Raw genomic sequence first — 17,467 nt, 5'->3', positions numbered from 1 at the left:
CAGTGTGCGCAGCCACCGGACGTTTGTAAATGGGAATAGTCCCCGAACTGAGGCCATAAGTCTCTATCCCCGGCCTTGTCCTACAGAGCTACACCCATCCTGGTGGTGGCAAATTGAATACCAAGGATTTGTTCCGGCCCAAAATGGCCGGCCGCGCGTCAGGGCACCAGCGATTGGGCCGCAGTCTGCTTCAGCGCGGCCGTCAGGGCGTCCAGCACCTCGGACTCCAGGTTCCAGCAATGCCAGTACAGCTGGACGGGCAGGGTGTAATGGGGGGCCACATTGACCAGCTGGCCCTGGTCTATGAGGCCCTGCGCCAGCAGCCGGGGCACCACGCTGACACCCCAGCCCGCCAGCACGGCCCTGACCATGCCTTCCGACGAAGGCACAAACAGCTGGTTCAGGGTGACGCGCTTGAGCCCGAAGGCCTTGCCCACAAACTCGACCGGCAATTCGTCCTTGCGGTTGAAGGCGATAAAAGGCACCTCGCGGAAGTTGTATTGCGTAAGTAGGGGCGCGGCCGGCCTGTCGCCGGCGCCGTCGCGCTGGCCGAGCCGGCCCTGCACGAAGGCCGGCGCGGCCACCGCGATGTACTGCATCGCGCCCAGCGGCTCCACCTTGCAGCCGCGCAGCGCCTGCTTGAGCGTGGTCACGCAGCCCAGCACCTGGCCTTCGCGCAGCCATTCATGGGTGAAATTCTGGTCGTCGTGGATGATCTCCATGGGCAGGCCCTGCTGCGCCAGCTCGGTCAGCGCCGGCAAGGCCCAGGTGGCGATGCTGTCGGCGTTGATGGCGATGGAGATGCGCTCTTCCTCGCGCGCGCCGCCCAGCGAGCTGGGCGCCAGCTCCTTGAGGTCGCGCTCCAGGTCGGCGCGCAGAAGGCGCAGCATCTTGGTGTGTTTAAGCAACAGCTGGCCGGCCGAGGTGGGCTTGAGCGGCCGGCTGCGCACGATCAACACGGTGCCGACCTGGGCTTCCAGGGCCCGCAGACGCTGCGACACCGCCGACTGGGTGATGGACAAGCGCTGGGCCGCGCGCTCAAAACCGCCCTCTTCCACGATTGCCGCCAGGCATTCGAGTGCATCAGGATCAAAAGTACTCATCCCGCATCCCCTCTTCCGTTTTCTATGTGCTCTACCAGTTGTGCTAGTTGTGCCAGCTACCGGCGCCTTTTCAGCTTTATTAGCTGTTCTGATGTTTTCACTGAGAGTTTAATTTTTCTATTAATTGAAAGCAACATCCTTCACACTGGAATGTTGCAAAGGGGTTAGCGATGAAAGTTGTAGTTTTGGGAGCCGGCATCATTGGCGTGAGCACCGCCTGGCATTTGCTGGAGCGCGGCCATGAGGTCACGGTGGTGGACCGCCAGCCCGACGCGGCGCTGGAAACCAGTTTCGGCAACGCGGCGCAGATTTCCGTCAGCTATTGCGAGCCCTGGGCCAACAAGGACGCGCCGCTGAAGGCCTTGAAGTGGATGTTCCGCGACGATGCGCCGCTGCTGTTCCGCCCGCAGCTGCCCTTTGGCGAAGGCTGGCAGCAGTGGCGCTGGGGCCTGCAGTTCCTGGCGCAGTGCAATGACGCGGCCTTCGAGCGCAACGTGCAGCAGCTGGTGGCGCTGGGCGCCTACAGCCATGCGGCGCTCAAGGAGGTGGTGGCCACCACCGACATCGAATACAACCGGCTGGAGCGCGGCATCGCGCACTACTACACCGACCAGAAGGCCTTTGACACGGCCGGCGATGCGGCGGCCCTGATGCGCAAATACGGCGTGGCGCGCCGCGTGGTGAGCACGGCCGAACTGCTGGCCATAGAGCCTGCCTTCAAGTCCTTCGGGCACCGCATCGTGGGCGGCACCTACACCGCCAGCGACGAAAGCGGCGATGCCCGCGTTTTCACCCAGGCGCTGGCGCAGCGCTGCGCCGCTCGCGGCGCGCGTTTCCTCTATGGCCATGACATAGAGCGGCTGGAGAAAGCCGGCGGCGCCATCGAGTCCGTCGCCGTGCGGCCGCGCACGATTCGCGGTGAGAACCAGGAGCTGGTCCGCCTCAAGGCCGACGAAATCGTCGTGGCCTGCGGATCGCACACGGCGCCGCTGCTGCGCACTGTGGGCGTCGACCTGCCTATCTACCCCGGCAAAGGCTACAGCGCCACCTTCAAGCTGCTCAAACCGGAGCTCGCGCCTTTTGTCAGCACCATCGACGACGAAGTCAAATGCGCGATGAGCCGGCTCGGCGACCACCTGCGCGTGGCCGGCACCATCGAGGTCGGCGGCTACGACCTTTCGCTGGACACGCCGCTGGCCAAAGCCCGCTGCAAAATGCTGGCTGACCGCATCGAGGAAGTGCTGCCGGGCGTGTGCGATACCCGCCTGGAGGAGCAAGGCGGCACGCCGAACTTCTGGACCGGCCTGCGCCCCGCAACACCCACCAACATCCCCTATATCGGCAAAACCAAAGTCGGCCGGCTGTGGGTCAACGCCGGCCACGGCACGCTGGGCTGGACGCACGGCGCAGGCTCGGGCAAGGCCATCGCCGAACTGATCAGCGGCGAGGTGCCGGCCATGAATTTCGGCTTTTACGGTCAGGACCGCACCGGTACGCCTTTGCGAGCCAAAGCCGCCTGATCACGCCGCTCGGGGCCTATGCGGCGTGCTGTTCCAGGGTGCGCTGCGCATGCTCGCGCAGCGCAACGCGCAAAGCTGCGGGCTCCTGGACGTCGAAGGAAAAAGACAAACGCATCAGCTGCCGCGCGAACCAGCCCAGGTGGTCCGTCTGGCTGTGCAGCAGCACGCCCTCCTCGCTGGGCTGGAACACGCCCACGCTGTCGGGCAGCTCCATCTGCGCGGTCTGCAGGTCGGTGTGCAACAAAAGCCGCACGGTATTGCTGCGCGGCATGGTCGCCAGGCCCAGCGCCAGGTGCTGCACCGCGTCGAAGTCGGCCGGCGGCGTGAACACCACATTGAGGGCGCGCACCTCGCGCACCCGGTCCAGCCGGAATGAACGCAGCGCGCCGCGCAGGTGGCACCAGCCCGCCGCATACCAGCGGCCTTTGCGAAACACCAGGCCGTAGGCATCGAACTCGCGCTCGGTAACCTCGCCCTCGGCCGACTGGTACGCCATGTGCACGCGCTGCCAGCCGTGCGCGGCAGCGCTGAGAGCCAGCAAGGCGGTGTTGTCGCCGGGCGCGTCGGCGCGGCGCAGGTCCAGCCTCACCGTTTCACCGAGCCCGCGAACGCGGTTTTTCAGGTTGTGCGGCATCACGCGCTCGAGCTTGGCCTGTGCGCTTTGCGCGGCGGGCGCGGCTTCGGCCAGCCCCAGGCTGCGCGCGGCCAGCAAGCCCAGGGACAGCGCCAGGGCCTCGTCGTCGGTGAACATCATGGGCGGCAGCTTGAAGCCGGCGATCAGGCTGTAGCAGCCGTAGCGGCCGCGTTCGGCCACGACCGGGATGCCCAGGTCTTCCAGCTTGGCGATGTAGCGGCGCAAGGTGCGACCGTCCACCTCCAGCCGCCGCGCCAGCTCGGCGCCGCTCATGCGCCCATGGGACTGCAGCAGTTCCAGCACGGTCAATACACGGGTGGTCGGGGAATACATGCGGAAAAGTCTAACGCTCTATTAGGGCCGAAATAGCCCTATTACATTTATAGACTGGGTTTTTCCACAGGTATCGCCAACGTCAACGTATTACCGGGCGCCACAAGCGCCTTTTACCCATGACCATTACAACCTTGCCCAAACCACTGGAGCCGTCCCAACTGAACGACGGGCGCCATGACTTCAACTTCATCGCGGGGCGCTGGCTGGTCAGCAACAAGCGGCTCAAAAAGCGCCTGGCGGGCTGCACCGACTGGGAGCGTTTTGAGGCTGTGCAGGACGGCGCGCTGCTGCTCGGCGGCCTGGGCAATATGAACGACCTGGTCGTGGACGGCAGGCAGACCCTGGGCATGGCACTGCGTTTTTTCAGCCCGCAGACCCGGCTCTGGAGCATTTACTGGGTCAGCCACAGCGACGGGCTGATGCAGCCCCCGGTGACGGGCGCGTTTGTGGACGGCACGGGCCGCTTTGAGGGCCACGACAGCCATGAGGGCCGGCCGGTGAGGGTACGCTTTACCTGGTCGGGCATCACGCCCACCAGCGCCCGCTGGGAGCAGGCTTTTTCCGAAGACGGCGGCCGCCACTGGGAAACCAACTGGGTGATGGACCTGGCCCGGCCCGCCTATTCCGCGCTGCGCTAGGCGCATCGGCCATGGAACAGTTCACCCACCTCTGGCTGTTTTTCCTGATGGTGCTGGGCATCATCATCCTGCCCGGTATGGACATGGCCTTTGTGATGGCCAGCTCGCTGACCGGCGGGCGCCGCGCCGGCCTGTTCGCGGTCGGCGGCATCGTGGCCGGCGGTGTGTGCCATGTTGTGGCCGGCGCGCTGGGGCTGGGCATTGTGCTCAAGCTGGTGCCCGGCATGGTCAATGTCATGCTCGTGGCGGGAAGCCTCTACATCGCCTGGATAGGCTGGTCGCTCATGCGCAGCACCTCGGTGTTCGGCGGCCTGCCGGCGCTGCAAGAAAGCCCGCCGTGGCGGACCTTTCGCCAGGCCGCGCTGACCTGCCTGCTCAATCCCAAGGCCTATTTGTTCATGCTGGCGATTTTTCCGCAGTTCCTGCGGCTGGAATACGGCTCGCTGTGGATACAGGCCGTGGCGCTGGGCCTCATCATCGCGCTGACCCAGACAGGTGTTTACGGCTCGCTGGCCCTGGCCGCCGCCGGTGCGCGCCAGTGGCTGGCAGACCGGCCGGGCGCCAGCGTGCTGATGGCGCGGGCAGTGGGCGTAGTGCTGATCGCGTGCGCCGGCTTCACGGCCTGGCAGGGCTGGCGTCAGTTTTAAGCTCGGGCCATGGAGGCCCTTTGAGTTCCACGGTGTTGCCTTCGGGATCGCTGAGGTAGATCGAGGGCCCCTCGCCCTCGGCGCCATAACGCGATTCCACCTCGCCCGCCTCAACGCCGTGGGCCGCCAGGTGGCGGCGGATCACGTCGGCATCGAAGGGCTCCACGCGAAAACAGACATGGTCGACGTTGCGGCCCTCCTTGCCCGGCGCCGCGCCGCCAGCTTTACCCAGCGGGCCGTCCACCGGCACCAGGTCCACCAGCGAACGCCCGGCGCGCAGTTGCACCAGGCCGATGGCGTCCTGCCGGCGCTCCAGGCTGCAACCCAGCACCTGCTGGTAAAAGCGCAGCATGCCCATGAGGTCACTGACCCGAAGGACAACGTGGTCGATATCGCGAATACGGATCATGGCGAAGGCGGCTCCTGTGAATCGGTGCTTATTCTGGCACGCGGCCCCAACCCCGCGCCGGCAAGGGCCAGCGCCTGCCGCTACCATGGCCGCCATGAAAGCCACTCCTCAATTCCTCTTTCTCACCACCTCCACGCGCGAACCCGGCGCAATGGGCAACACCGAATGGCTGGCCCGGCAGGCCGCCGCGGCGCTGCCGGCCGGCACGCCTCAGGCCTGGCACCATTTGTCGCGCATGAAAATGCCGCTGTTCGTGGACCAGCGCCACACCACGGGTCAGTACCCCATGCCCGAAGGCGATATGAAGACCTTGCTGGACGCGACCCTGGCCGCCACCGACATCGTGTTCGTGGCGCCGGTCTACTGGTACAGCATCCCGGCGCCGCTGAAGATCTACCTGGACCACTGGAGCGCCTGGATGCGCGTGCCCAGCCTGCCTTTCAAGGAGGAGATGGCGAAAAAGACGCTGTGGCTGATCACCACCAGCGGCGACCGCGCCAAGGCGCAGCCCATGGTCGACTCCATCCGCCTGTGCGCCCAATTCATGGCCATGAACTACGGCGGCGAACTCTGGGGCAAGGGCGGACCGCCCGATGCCGTCAAGGCCGACGCGGCGGCGGTGGCGCAGGCCGCCAGCTTTCTGGCGGCCTGAGGGCCAGGCGACGCTGCTTCAAGTGGCCTTCTCCTACAGGGCCTGATTTTCAGGGCTGACAGGGCCGGCGTGGCGGGGCGCGCAAAGTCGTCCCATGATCCCTAAAAACACGCCCCTGAACAGCCGTGCGCAACCCGCCTCCAGCAAAGGCATGCCGGCCAAAGACCCGCGTGCACAACGTTCGCGTCCCGGCCAGCAGGACACCCTGAAGGACGGCGCCGTCGAGTCCAGCCTGGAAATGCCGCACGAGCGCGACCAGGCGGTGGACATGACGAATGCCAAGCCCAACCCGGTCGTCGAGCAGGCGGGGCGCGACCTGAAGCGCGGCGTGAAAGACACGAGCAAAAGCGTGGAGATGGACCGCGCCTACAAAAAGCTCGGGTCCTAGCGCCTCCCTGCATTTGCGGGTGGCGTGCACGCGCCTCCAACTCTGCTGATCGACAGCCGTACCTGTTGCGATTTTCCCGGCGGCTGCCCGTGTCCCCGGCCGCGCCTTCCTGAACGCCGCGCCTGAACCTGCAACGCATCGCCGGTTTCAATTTAATTGGAAATGATCAAAAATTTCGCTATGATGAATTAATTTGTAAATTTATATACATCGAACTTCCGCTCCGACCCGATGGCGACATTCCCCGGCAACCCTTCGATGGCACAGCGTATTGGGCGTTTGTTGCCGACGCTGACACGCTCCCATCGGCAGATGGCCGACTACGTGCTGGCCCATCCCCTGCAAGCAGCAACCATGCCCATCGACGAGCTGGCCGCCACGCTGGGGGTTTCCGTGGCCACCGCCAACCGCTTCGCCCGGGCGCTGGAATTTGAGGGCTACCCGCAGTTCCGCGCCGCGCTGGTGCTGGGCTTCGAAGCCACACTGGCCCCGGTCGAGAAGCTGCGCAACAAACTGGAGCACTCCGCCACGGTGGCTGACGTGTTTGCCTCCGCCCTGGCGCAAAGCCAGCACAACATTGAGCTGACACGGCAGGCACTGGATGCCCAGAGCTGCGAGCAGGCGGTAGCGGCCATCCTGAAGGCACGGCGCATCTACATTGCCGGTTTTGGCAGCAGCAGCTGGCTGGGCGGGCTGCTGCAGCGCTCGCTGGACCCGTATTGCGACAACGTCCAGTTGCTGGCCAGCGTGGAAAGCTCCTCTTACGGCGCGCGCCTGCTGGCGCGCCTCAAACCCGAGGACCTGCTGATCGCCATCGCCTACCCGCGCTATTTCAGCGACACCATCCTGCTGGCGCGCCGCGCGCACGACGCGGGTGTGCCCATACTGGCACTGACCGACCGCGTGACCTCGCCGCTGGCGCCGCTGGCCAGCGTCGCGCTCTACGCCCACACCGAGAGCCAGTATTTCGCCAACTCCGAAGCCACCGTGCTGGCGCTGATCGAGGCCTTGTGCAGCGCCGTCGCCCACAGCGCCAAGGACTCGCTCAAGGCGGCGACACAGCTGGCGGAGTCGGTGTTGCCCTGGCTGCACGGCAACCACGCCAGCCGGCTGCGCGCCGATGCCGACGCCGCGGCGCCTGCACCCCGCAAAGCCCGCACCCCATCCAAATCGCCAAAGGTTTCCAAGTGACACGGCCCCAGCCCCTTCCCCTCATCGCCATCCACGGCGGCGCCGGCACCATGAGCCGCAGCCACATCAGCGCGGAGCAACACGCGGCCTACCACGCCGCCCTGCAGGCCATCCTGCGCCCCGCGCAGCAGCTGCTGGCCGGCGGCGGCAGCGCACTGGATGCGGTCAGCCTGGCGGTGGAGCTGCTCGAGGACTGCCCGCTCTTCAATGCCGGGCACGGCGCCGTCTTCACCCACGACGAAACCCATGAACTTGATGCGGCCGTGATGGACGGCGCCACCTTGCGCGCCGGCGCGGTGGCCTGCGTGAACCGCGTCCGCCGCCCGGTGCGCGCGGCGCGCGCCGTGATGGAGCGCAGCGCGCACGTGCTGCTGGTGGGGGCCGGCGCCGAAGCCTTCGCCGAGGAGTGCGGGCTGGAGATGGTCTCGCCCGATTATTTTTCGACCGAGGCCCGCCGCGAGCAATTGCGGCGCGCGCTCGCGACCGACGCGGCCGTGCTGGACCACGACGGCGCGGCCCTGGTATTCCGCGCAGGCGCCTCCGGCGCCGCGCCCCTGGACGAAGGCCGCAAGCTCGGCACCGTGGGAGCCGTGGCCCTGGATGCGCAGGGCAACCTTGCCGCCGCCACCTCCACCGGCGGCATGACCAACAAGCGCGCCGGCCGCGTGGGCGACTCGCCCCTGATAGGCGCCGGCACCTATGCCGACAACCGCACGGCGGCGATTTCCTGCACCGGCACCGGCGAAATGTTCATACGCACCGCGGCCGCCTACGACATCTGCGCGCGCATGGCCTATGCCGGCATGCCGCTGGAGGCGGCCGCCCGCGAAGTGGTCATGAAGGTGCTGCCCGCCATGGGCGGGCGGGGCGGCCTGATCGCCGTCGATGCGCAAGGCAGACTGAGCCTGCCCTTCAACACCGAAGGCATGTACCGCGGCTGGGCCCGCGTGGGCGAAGCGCCGGTGAGCGCCATTTACGCCGATGCCGTCGAGGGATTCACCGCATGAGCCCCCAGCCCAACCGCCAACGCGTCATTGAGGTCAAGGACCTCAGCGTGAGTTTTGCCAATGAGCAGCGCACCGTGCACGCGGTGCGCAATCTCGGCTTTCACGTGGACGCCGGAGAGACGCTGGCCATCGTGGGCGAGTCGGGCTCCGGCAAATCGGTGTCCTCGCTGGCCCTGATGCGCCTGGTGGAGCAAGGCGGCGGACGCCTGGGCAGCGGCAGCATGTGGCTGACGCGCCGCAACGGCGAGCGCCTGGACCTGGCGCGCGCCTCGCAGTCGCAAATGCGCAGCCTGCGCGGGGCCGACCTCGCCATGGTGTTCCAGGAGCCCATGACCTCGCTCAACCCGGTGTTCACGGTGGGCGAGCAGATCGCCGAATCAATACGCCTGCACCAGGGACTGTCGCGCCAGGCGGCGCTGGCCGAGGCGCTACGCATGCTGGACCTGGTCCGCATCCCGGAAGCCAAAAGCGTGCTGGGCCGCCATCCGCACCAGCTGTCCGGCGGAATGCGCCAGCGCGTGGTGATCGCCATGGCGCTGGCCTGCAAACCCACGCTGCTGATCGCCGACGAGCCCACCACGGCGCTGGACGTGACCATCCAGGCGCAAATCCTCGCGCTGATCCAGCAACTGCAGCGCGAACTCGCCATGGCGGTGATCTTCATCACCCACGACATGGGCGTGGTGGCCGAAATCGCCGACCGCGTGCTCGTGATGTACCGCGGCGACAAGGTGGAGGAAGGCGACTGCGCCACCCTGTTTGCCAGGCCGCAGCAGCCCTACACCCAGGCCTTGCTGGCGGCCGTGCCCCGGTTGGGGGCGATGCAGGGGCAGGACCTGCCGGCACGCTTCGCGGTGCCGGGCGCGCCGCTGCAAGATAACGGACAGCCCCTCAGCGCCGCCAACACCGTGCGCAGCGACCTGCCGCCCGTGCTCAAGGTGCAGGACCTGGTCACGCGCTTTCCATTGGCGAGCGGCCTGCTCGGCCGCGTGCGCCGGCAGGTCTATGCGGTGGAGCAGCTCAGCTTCGAACTCAAGGCCGGCGAAACCCTGTCCTTGGTCGGTGAATCCGGTTGCGGAAAGTCCACCACCGGCCGCTCGCTGGCGCGGCTGCTGGAATTCAACAGCGGGAAGGTCGAGGTCGCGGGGCGCGACATCTCGGCGCTCAAGGGCCGGGCCCTGCAGGCACTGCGCCGCGACATCCAGTTCGTGTTCCAGGACCCGTTCGCCTCGCTCGATCCGCGGCTGACCATAGGCTATTCGGTCATGGAGCCCATGCTGATCCACAAACTCGCCTCGCCCAAGGAAGCCGAGGAGCGCGTGCGCTGGCTGCTGGGCAAGGTAGGCCTGCCGGCCGAGGCGGCCCATCGCTACCCGCATGAATTCTCCGGCGGGCAGCGCCAGCGCGTGGCGATTGCGCGGGCACTGGCGCTCAACCCCAAGGTAGTGATCGCCGACGAGGCGGTGTCGGCGCTGGACGTGTCCATCCGCGCGCAGATCATCAACCTGATGCTGGACCTGCAGCAGGAATTCGGCGTCGCCTTCCTGTTCATCTCGCACGACATGGCGGTGGTCGAACGCATCAGCCACCGCGTGGCCGTGATGTACCTGGGCCAGATCGTGGAGATCGGCCCACGCCGCGCCGTGTTCGAGAACCCGCAGCACGCCTACACCCGGCGCCTGCTGGCGGCCGTGCCGGTTGCCGACCCGGCGCGCCGCAGCGCCGTGCGCGAGCTCATGGCCGACGAGATTCCCAGCCCCATACGCGCCGTGGGCGACGCGCCGGAAGTCGCGCCGCTGCACCAGGTGGCGCCGGGGCATTTCGTCGCGCGGCATTCGGTGGGAGGCCCCTATTGACCACCCCCATTGCCCACCAACCGTCTTTCACATTGCCCTTATGTCTCCCGTGTTTGCCCCTCGTTTCGCCTCAAGGAGTTTTTTCATGAAGAATCGTCTTTCCACCCTTACCGCCGCGCTGGCCGGCCTGATCGGCCTGATGGGCCTTGCCGCGCCGGCCCATGCCGCCAAGGACGTGGTCGTGGCCGTGCAGTCCAATTTCACCAGTACCGACCCGTATGACGCCAACGACACGCTGTCGCAGGCCATGGCCAAATCCTTCTACCAGGGCCTGTACGGTTTCGACAAGGACATGAAGATGGTGCCGGTGCTGGCCGAGAGCCACACCGTGAGCAAGGACGGGCTGGTCTACACCTTCAAGCTCAAGTCCGGCATCAAGTTCCACGACGGCACACCTTTCAACGCCGAGGCGGTGAAAGTCAATTTCGACCGCGTCACCAACCCCGACAACAAGCTCAAGCGCTACAACCTCTACAAGAACATCGCCAAGACGGAGGCGGTCGACGCCACCACCGTGCGCGTGACGCTCAAGGAACCTTTCTCGCCCTTCATCAACACCCTGGCCCATCCCTCGGGCGTGATGATTTCGCCCACGGCGCTGGCCAAATACGGCAGCAAGGGCATCGCGCAAAACCCCGTGGGCACGGGGCCCTTCAAGTTCGTCGAGTGGAAGGCCACCGACTACCTCAAGGTCGCCAAGTGGGAAGGCTACTGGAAGAAGGGCTACCCCAAGGTGGACAGCATCACCTGGCGCCCGGTAGTGGACAACAACACGCGCGCGGCCATGATGCAGACCAACGAGGCGCATTTCGCCTTCCCCATGCCGCCCGAGACGGTGGACAGCCTGTCGAAGAAGCCCAGCCTGGAAGTGACGAGCGCGCCCTCCATCATCCACCGCTACCTCTCGATGAACACGCTGCAAAAACCCTTTGACAACCCGAAGGTGCGTGAGGCCATCAACTACGCGATCAACAAGGAAGCCCTGGTCAAGGTGGCCTTCTCGGGCTACGCGATTCCCGCCGAAGGCGTGGTGCCGCACGGCGTGGAATACGCCGCCAAGCTGGGCCCCTGGCCCTACAACCCGGCCAAGGCGCGCGAGCTGCTGAAGGAAGCCGGTTATCCCAACGGTTTTGAAAGCACCCTGTGGTCGGCCTACAACTACACCACGGCGCAGAAGGTGATCCAGTTCGTGCAGCAGCAGCTGGCCCAGGTCGGCATCAAGGTGCAGGTGCAGGCGCTGGAAGCCGGCCAGCGCGTGGAGCGCGTGGAAAGCGCGCAGGATCCCGCCACCGCGCCGGTGCGCATGTACTACGTGGGCTGGTCCTCGTCCACCGGCGAAGCCGACTGGGCGCTGCGTCCCCTGCTGGCCTCCGAGTCCCTGCCGCCCAAGATGTTCAATACCGCCTACTACAAGAATCCCGAAGTGGACGCCGACATCGCCAAGGCCCTGGTCACCACCAGCGGCGCGGAGAAGGCCAAGCTGTACACCGACGCCCAGCAGCGCATCTGGAAAGACGCACCTTGGGCCTTCCTGGTGACCGAACGGCTGCTGTCGGTGCGCGCGCGCAACCTGGCCGGCTTTTACGTGATCCCGGACGGCAGCTTCAACTTCGACGAAGTCGAACTCAAGTAATCCCGGCCGCGACAGCCCCAGCCCCTCCGAGTCCCTCCGACCTTCCAAGAAGCACGCCTTCGCATGACTCTCTACCTTCTCAAGCGCCTGCTGGGCCTGCTGCCGACGCTGCTGATCGTTGCCGTGCTGGTGTTTCTGTTCGTGCACCTGCTGCCCGGCGACCCGGCGCGCCTGGCCGCCGGGCCCGACGCGGGCCCCGAAACCGTGGAGCTGGTGCGCCGCGACCTGGGGCTGGACCTGCCGATGCCGCAGCAGTTCGTGCGCTTTTTCAGCCACGCGCTGCAAGGCGACTTCGGCCTGTCCATACGCACCAAGCGGCCCGTGGCCACGGAGATCGCTGAGCGCTTCGCGCCCACCTTCTGGCTCACGATCGCGGCCATGGGGTGGTCGGTGCTGCTGGGCCTGGTGCTGGGCATGGTGTCGGCGGTGTGGCGCAACCGCTGGCCCGACCGGCTGGGCATGTCGCTGGCGGTCTCGGGCATTTCGTTTCCCTCGTTCGCGCTGGGCATGCTGCTGATGCAGTTCTTCTCGGTGCAACTGGGCTGGCTGCCCACCGTCGGGGCCGACTCGTGGCGCCACTACATCCTGCCCTCGCTCACGCTGGGCGCGGGGGTGGCGGCCGTGATGGCGCGCTTTACGCGCAGCTCCTTCATCGACATCCTCAAGGAAGACTATGTGCGCACGGCGCGGGCCAAGGGCCTCACTGAAACCGTGGTAGTGGTCAAGCACGCGCTGCGCAACGCGCTGATCCCGGTGGTCACCATGATGGGCCTGCAGTTCGGCTTCCTCCTGGGCGGCTCCATCGTCGTCGAGGTGGTGTTCAACTGGCCCGGCATGGGCCGGCTGCTGGTCGACGCGGTGGAGATGCGCGACTACCCCGTGATCCAGGCGCTGGTCCTGCTGTTCTCGCTCGAATTCATCCTGATCAACCTGGTGGTGGACATGCTCTACGCCGTCATCAACCCGACCATCCGCTTCAAGTGAACACCACCGAATCCCCCAGCACCGCCGCCGCGAACGAAGCGCCGCTTCCCGACAGCGCGCAGCTCTCCGTGCGCACGCCCGCCGCCGAGTTCTGGCGCAAATTCAAGAAGCAGCGCGTGGCCCTGGCGGCCGCCGGTTTTGTGCTGCTGCTGGTGCTGGTGGCGGTGTTCGCGCCCTGGCTGAGCCCTTTTGACGCGGAGAACTTCTTCGACTACGACGCCCTGAACGCGCCGCCGTCGGCCAAGCACTGGTTCGGCGTGGATGCGCTGGGCCGCGACATCTTCAGCCGCATCCTGATGGGCGCGCGCATTTCGCTGGCCGCGGGCCTGGTCTCGGTGGCCGTGGGCGCCGTGATCGGCACGCTGCTGGGCTTGCTGGCCGGCTATTACGAAGGCTGGTGGGACCGCATCGTCATGCGCATGTCCGACGTGCTGTTCGCCTTCCCCGGCATTTTGCTGGCCATCGGCATCGTCGCCATCCTGGGCAACGGCATGGTCAACGTGATCATGGCCGTGGCCGTGTTCAGCGTGCCGGCCTTCGCCCGCCTGGTGCGCGGCAATGTGCTCTCGCTCAAGCACCAGACCTACATCGAGGCGGTGCGCTCCATAGGCGCGCCCGACTCGGTCATCATGCTGCGCCACCTGCTGCCGGGCACGGTGTCCTCGGTGGTGGTCTACCTGACCATGCGCATAGGCACCTCCATCATCACGGCCGCCAGCCTCTCCTTCCTGGGCCTGGGCGCGCAACCGCCCACGCCGGAGTGGGGCGCCATGCTCAATGAGGCGCGCGCCGACATGCTCAACGCGCCGCATATCGCGCTGTTCCCCAGCCTGGCCATCTTCCTGACCGTGCTGGCCTTCAACCTGCTGGGCGACGGGTTGCGCGATGCGCTGGACCCCAAGATCGATCGCCAGTAAGCGGAGCAAGGTTTGCTGACGCCGCGCCACCTGTTGCCCCACGTCGGCAGCCTGCCGCAAGGGCAGCGCAATGCCATCACCGATGTGGCCGGTGTCACCGTAGGGCATTGCACGCTGGACGCGAACGAGGTGCAAACCGGCGTGACGGTGGTGCGCCCGCATGCCGGCGACCTGTTCCTCGACCGGGTTCCGGCTGCTGCGGCCGTGCTCAACGGTTTCGGCAAAAGCGTGGGCTTGATGCAGGTCGAAGAGCTCGGCGTGCTGGAAACACCCATCGCCCTCACCAATACTTTCTCGGCGCCCGCCGTGGCGACCGCGCAGATTCAGCAATGCGTTGCCGCCAATCCGGAAACGGGGCGCGGCCTGCCCACGGTCAACCCGCTGGTGTTCGAGTGCAACGACGGCTTTCTCAACGACATCCAGCGCATGGCCGTCACCGGGCAGCACTACCTGCAGGCCTGCGAGCAGGCGGGCGTGGAGGTCGCGGAAGGTTCGGTCGGCGCGGGACGCGGCATGTCCAGCTTCGGGCTCAAGGGCGGCGTGGGCACGGCCTCGCGCCGCGTGGTGGTTGCCGGGGGCGGCGAGCACACCATCGGCGCGCTGGTGCTGGCCAACTACGGCCGGCTTTCGCAACTGGTTTTGGCCGGCCAGGCCCTGGGCGTCCAGCTGGCCGCGCGCCGCGGCGCGTCAAGTGGCGCGCCATCGGTGCAACAGGCGCGCGAGCCCGAAAAAGGCTCCATCATTCTGCTCATCGCCACCGACGCGCCGCTCGACGCGCGCCAGCTGCGCCGGCTGGCCTTGCGCGCGGGCGCCGGGCTGGCCCGTACCGGCTCGGTGTTCGGCCACGGCAGCGGCGACATCGCGCTGGCGTTTTCCACCGCCTATACCGTGCCGCAGCAAGCCACCCGGCCTATGCCGTCCGTGGCTATGCTGCACGACGGCCTGATAGACCCGCTGTTCCAGGCGGTGGCCGACAGCACCGAGCAGGCCATCATCCATGCCCTGTGGCAGGCCCGCGCCGTCACCGGCCGAAACGGCCACCACCGCAACGCGCTGGCCGACCTGCTGCCCGGCTGGCCTTCTTCATCCTCATTTCCATCCTGAGCGAATCCCCATGAAAGTCCTGATCTCCACCGACATCGAAGGCGTGGCCGGCGTTTTCCACCACGAGCAGGTGCGCGCCGGCAATCCTGAATACGAGCGCGCCCGCTTGCTGATGACGCACGAGGCCAATGCCGCCATTGCCGGCGCCTTCGATGCCGGCGCCACCGAGGTGCTGGTCAACGATTCGCACGGCAGTTTTCGCAACATGCCGCCGGAGCTGCTGGACGCGCGCGCCCAGGTCGTCATGGGCAAGCCTCGCTACCTGAGCATGATGGCCGGCGTCGACGACGGTGTAGACGCCGTCTGCATGATCGGCTACCACTCGCGCGCACAAGGCCGCGGCATCCTGGCGCACACCATCAACAGCTTTGCGTTTGCGCGCGTGTACTTCAATGGCCTTGAACTGGGCGAAGCCGGCATTTACGGCGCGCTGGCCGGCGAGTACGGCGTGCCGGTGGTGATGGCCAGCGGCGACGATGTGTTCATTGAAGAGCACCGGCCGCTGTTCCCGCACGCCACCTTTGTGCAGACCAAGCGGGCCACCGGCCAGACCAGCGGCATCAGCCTGTCGCCGGCCCAGGCCTGCAGCGCCATCCGTACCGGCGTGGCCGCCGCGCTGGCCCAGCACGGCTCAGCCCGCCCTTACGTGCTGCCAGGCCCCATCGCCGTGCGCATCCAGACCCAGTCGCCGGCGCTGGCCGACCTGTTTTGCCAATGGCCTACGCTGCGGCGGCTGGAGGGGGATGAGGTCGGCTTTGATGCGCCTTCAGTGGAAGCCGCGGTGCGCATGGTCAACAGCCTCTCGGCCATGTCGAGCATGCTGCGCTGAGGACCTGTTCAAGGCCTCAAGCGGCCCTAAGGCACGCGCGGCGCGTGTTCCGCGCCCTGCCCTACTGCCCGCTCGCTCATCCAGCGCAGCAAGTCCAGCCACATCTGGCGCATCTCGGCATCGAGCGGCGTGCGCGTGGAATTGGGCAGCTCTATGGTCACCACCGGCACGCCTTTATGGATGCCGCCGTAGTTGCCCAGCGAGCCCGGGAAGATGCCGACCTGGTCCAGGTAAAGCCGCCCCAGGCGCGAGGGCGGAACCGAAGGCCCGTCGAAGTCGAGCACGCCGTAAGGCGCATGAATGCTGACTATGAGCTGCGGCTTGAAACTTTGCATCTGCTCGTGCAGGAAACGCGACTCGGGCTCGGACAGCGGCTTGGGCCCGGGCCAGCGGCGCGGGTCCTTGCCCGTGCGCTTTTCCCAGTAAACCTTGGCGTCGCGCTCCCAGTTGGGCGTGGGGAAGTTGCGGTTCAGGTCCACGCCGTGCGCGTTGACGCGGCGCGGCGGCGTGGACAGCACGCCGTCGGGGTTGAGCACCGGCACAAAACGCCAGTGGACCACCTGGGGCGCGTCCTGTGGCGGCTGCGCGGCCAGCTTGATCCAGTGCAGGGCCACCGCGCCCGAGGACAGCTCGTCGCCGTGGATGGCGCCCACCACCAGCACGCGCAGGCCGGCGTTGTCGGGCTTGATGTCGCGCACCCAAATCGCCTGCCCGTTGACGGATCGCACGCCCGTGGGCTGCAGCTGCGCCGCCTCGCAAAGTTCCCGCTTGACGTTCGGCAACTTGGCCGCGTAGTCGGCGCAAGGCGAATCAGCCCGGGCACTGCCCGCTATGAAATAGGTAGCAAGCAGGCAGAGGGCAAAGCGGTGAAACGGCATGCCCGCGAGTTTAACCGCCGTCGCCGGGGCCTTCGCCGCCCACCCGCCTAAACCCTGACGCAAGTGGGCCGGGGCCGCATCAGTTAAATTAGCCGTCTATGCCGACCGCCGCAACCCCTCGCCAAGCGAGCAGCCCCAGCTTTTCACAGCGGGAATTCCGGGTGTCTCTGGCCATGTTCGCCACCGGGGTCACCATCGTCACCGCGCGCACGCCGGCCGGCACGCTGGTGGGCCTGACCGCCAACTCCTTCAATTCGGTGTCGCTGCAGCCACCGCTGGTGCTCTGGAGCCTGGCGCGCGCGGCCGGCTCCATGGCCGCGCTGAGCGCCGGCTCGCACTATGCGATCAACATCCTCGCGGCCGACCAGAAAGAGCTGGCCGAGCGTTTCGCCAGCGGGCGCGCCGATCGCTGGGACGGCGTGGCCTACAGCGAAGGCGCCAGCGGCGCGCCGCTGCTGGACGGCGCGGCCGCGCACTTTGAATGCTTTAACCGCAGCCGCTATGAAGAAGGCGACCATGTGATCTTTGTGGGCGAAGTCGAGCGCTGCGGCCACCGCGCGGGCGCCTCGCCGCTGCTGTTCCACGGCGGCAGGTTTTATACCGAGCATCCGCTGTAAATCGCAAGAAGGGGGGCGGCCCCCCCCCCCCCCGGAGGGTCCCCCCCCCATAGCCCCCGACGGACCCCCGAAACCCCCCACCCCACAACACCCCCCCCCCCCCAGCCCCCCGCGGCGCGGGGGC

The 17,467-nt window shown here is 67.0% G+C and carries 18 protein-coding genes; 14 read left to right on the top strand and 4 right to left on the bottom strand.

The window, feature by feature from the left end; all coding sequences use genetic code 11:
- Positions 1 to 158: 158 nt before the first annotated feature.
- Positions 159 to 1,103, bottom strand: a complete 945-nt coding sequence (locus ACEN8I_RS18055) for a LysR family transcriptional regulator ArgP (RefSeq protein ID WP_413329952.1) — start codon at positions 1,101 to 1,103, stop codon at positions 159 to 161.
- 170 nt (positions 1,104 to 1,273) lie between these two features.
- On the opposite strand from ACEN8I_RS18055, the gene ACEN8I_RS18050 reads away from it, so the two are divergent.
- Positions 1,274 to 2,623 (top strand): D-amino acid dehydrogenase, encoded by a 1,350-nt coding sequence (locus ACEN8I_RS18050; RefSeq protein ID WP_413329951.1) that lies wholly within the window; start codon positions 1,274 to 1,276, stop codon positions 2,621 to 2,623.
- A 16-nt stretch (positions 2,624 to 2,639) separates the two neighbouring features.
- Here the strand turns inward: ACEN8I_RS18050 and ACEN8I_RS18045 are convergent, their stop codons facing one another.
- Positions 2,640 to 3,590, bottom strand: a complete 951-nt coding sequence (locus tag ACEN8I_RS18045) for a helix-turn-helix transcriptional regulator (protein WP_413329950.1) — start codon at positions 3,588 to 3,590, stop codon at positions 2,640 to 2,642.
- Positions 3,591 to 3,709: 119 nt separating this feature from the next.
- Between ACEN8I_RS18045 and ACEN8I_RS18040 the strand changes: the two genes are divergently transcribed.
- Both ACEN8I_RS18040 and ACEN8I_RS18035 read left to right on the top strand, forming a co-directional pair.
- Positions 3,710 to 4,231: a hypothetical protein gene (locus ACEN8I_RS18040; protein ID WP_413329948.1), complete on the top strand. Its 522-nt coding sequence runs from the start codon at positions 3,710 to 3,712 to the stop codon at positions 4,229 to 4,231.
- A gap of 11 nt (positions 4,232 to 4,242) precedes the next feature.
- Positions 4,243 to 4,878 (top strand): LysE family translocator, encoded by a 636-nt coding sequence (locus tag ACEN8I_RS18035; RefSeq protein WP_413329947.1) that lies wholly within the window; start codon positions 4,243 to 4,245, stop codon positions 4,876 to 4,878.
- Here the strand turns inward: ACEN8I_RS18035 and ACEN8I_RS18030 are convergent.
- Positions 4,847 to 5,287 (bottom strand): VOC family protein, encoded by a 441-nt coding sequence (locus ACEN8I_RS18030; RefSeq protein ID WP_413329946.1) that lies wholly within the window; start codon positions 5,285 to 5,287, stop codon positions 4,847 to 4,849. The genes ACEN8I_RS18035 and ACEN8I_RS18030 overlap by 32 nt on opposite strands.
- Before the next feature lie 85 nt (positions 5,288 to 5,372).
- Here ACEN8I_RS18030 and ACEN8I_RS18025 point away from each other — a divergent pair, with 85 nt between their 5' ends.
- The 10 genes from ACEN8I_RS18025 (at position 5,373) to ACEN8I_RS17980 (ending at position 15,848) form a co-directional block, all read left to right on the top strand.
- Positions 5,373 to 5,939, top strand: coding sequence for a flavodoxin family protein (locus tag ACEN8I_RS18025; RefSeq protein ID WP_413329945.1), 567 nt, complete (start codon positions 5,373 to 5,375; stop codon positions 5,937 to 5,939).
- 94 nt (positions 5,940 to 6,033) lie between these two features.
- A complete protein-coding gene (locus ACEN8I_RS18020) occupies positions 6,034 to 6,327 on the top strand; it encodes a hypothetical protein (RefSeq protein WP_413329944.1) in 294 nt (97 codons plus the stop codon).
- 231 nt (positions 6,328 to 6,558) lie between these two features.
- Positions 6,559 to 7,518, top strand: coding sequence for a MurR/RpiR family transcriptional regulator (locus ACEN8I_RS18015; RefSeq protein ID WP_413329943.1), 960 nt, complete (start codon positions 6,559 to 6,561; stop codon positions 7,516 to 7,518).
- A 50-nt stretch (positions 7,519 to 7,568) separates the two neighbouring features.
- Positions 7,569 to 8,525 (top strand): isoaspartyl peptidase/L-asparaginase family protein, encoded by a 957-nt coding sequence (locus tag ACEN8I_RS18010; protein ID WP_413330017.1) that lies wholly within the window; start codon positions 7,569 to 7,571, stop codon positions 8,523 to 8,525.
- The gene (locus ACEN8I_RS18005; protein ID WP_413329942.1) at positions 8,522 to 10,381 is read left to right on the top strand and encodes a dipeptide ABC transporter ATP-binding protein; all 1,860 of its coding nucleotides are present in this window, start codon (positions 8,522 to 8,524) and stop codon (positions 10,379 to 10,381) included. The genes ACEN8I_RS18010 and ACEN8I_RS18005 overlap by 4 nt, the downstream gene beginning before the upstream one ends.
- 85 nt (positions 10,382 to 10,466) lie before the next feature.
- Complete coding sequence (gene gsiB / locus ACEN8I_RS18000; RefSeq protein WP_413329941.1) at positions 10,467 to 12,014, top strand: glutathione ABC transporter substrate-binding protein GsiB; 1,548 nt, start codon at positions 10,467 to 10,469, stop codon at positions 12,012 to 12,014.
- Positions 12,015 to 12,077: 63 nt separating this feature from the next.
- Positions 12,078 to 12,998 (top strand): glutathione ABC transporter permease GsiC, encoded by a 921-nt coding sequence (gsiC, locus tag ACEN8I_RS17995; protein ID WP_413329940.1) that lies wholly within the window; start codon positions 12,078 to 12,080, stop codon positions 12,996 to 12,998.
- Positions 12,995 to 13,915, top strand: a complete 921-nt coding sequence (gsiD, locus tag ACEN8I_RS17990) for a glutathione ABC transporter permease GsiD (RefSeq protein ID WP_413329939.1) — start codon at positions 12,995 to 12,997, stop codon at positions 13,913 to 13,915. Before gsiC ends, gsiD begins: the two co-directional genes overlap by 4 nt.
- Before the next feature lie 15 nt (positions 13,916 to 13,930).
- Positions 13,931 to 15,019: a P1 family peptidase gene (locus ACEN8I_RS17985; RefSeq protein WP_413330016.1), complete on the top strand. Its 1,089-nt coding sequence runs from the start codon at positions 13,931 to 13,933 to the stop codon at positions 15,017 to 15,019.
- Positions 15,020 to 15,029: 10 nt separating this feature from the next.
- Positions 15,030 to 15,848: a M55 family metallopeptidase gene (locus tag ACEN8I_RS17980; protein WP_413329938.1), complete on the top strand. Its 819-nt coding sequence runs from the start codon at positions 15,030 to 15,032 to the stop codon at positions 15,846 to 15,848.
- A gap of 26 nt (positions 15,849 to 15,874) precedes the next feature.
- Here ACEN8I_RS17980 and ACEN8I_RS17975 read toward each other — a convergent pair whose 3' ends face one another.
- The gene (locus tag ACEN8I_RS17975) at positions 15,875 to 16,726 is read right to left on the bottom strand and encodes a M14 family zinc carboxypeptidase (protein WP_413329937.1); all 852 of its coding nucleotides are present in this window, start codon (positions 16,724 to 16,726) and stop codon (positions 15,875 to 15,877) included.
- A gap of 173 nt (positions 16,727 to 16,899) precedes the next feature.
- Between ACEN8I_RS17975 and ACEN8I_RS17970 the strand changes: the two genes are divergently transcribed.
- The gene (locus tag ACEN8I_RS17970; RefSeq protein WP_413329936.1) at positions 16,900 to 17,343 is read left to right on the top strand and encodes a flavin reductase family protein; all 444 of its coding nucleotides are present in this window, start codon (positions 16,900 to 16,902) and stop codon (positions 17,341 to 17,343) included.
- Positions 17,344 to 17,467: the final 124 nt, after the last annotated feature.

Origin of the sequence: Polaromonas sp. CT11-55 (genome assembly GCF_047303325.1) — a bacterium.
Classification (GTDB): domain Bacteria; phylum Pseudomonadota; class Gammaproteobacteria; order Burkholderiales; family Burkholderiaceae_C; genus Polaromonas.
Note: the sequence above shows the minus strand (reverse complement) of the source record. Positions and strands in the feature narration are given on the sequence as shown.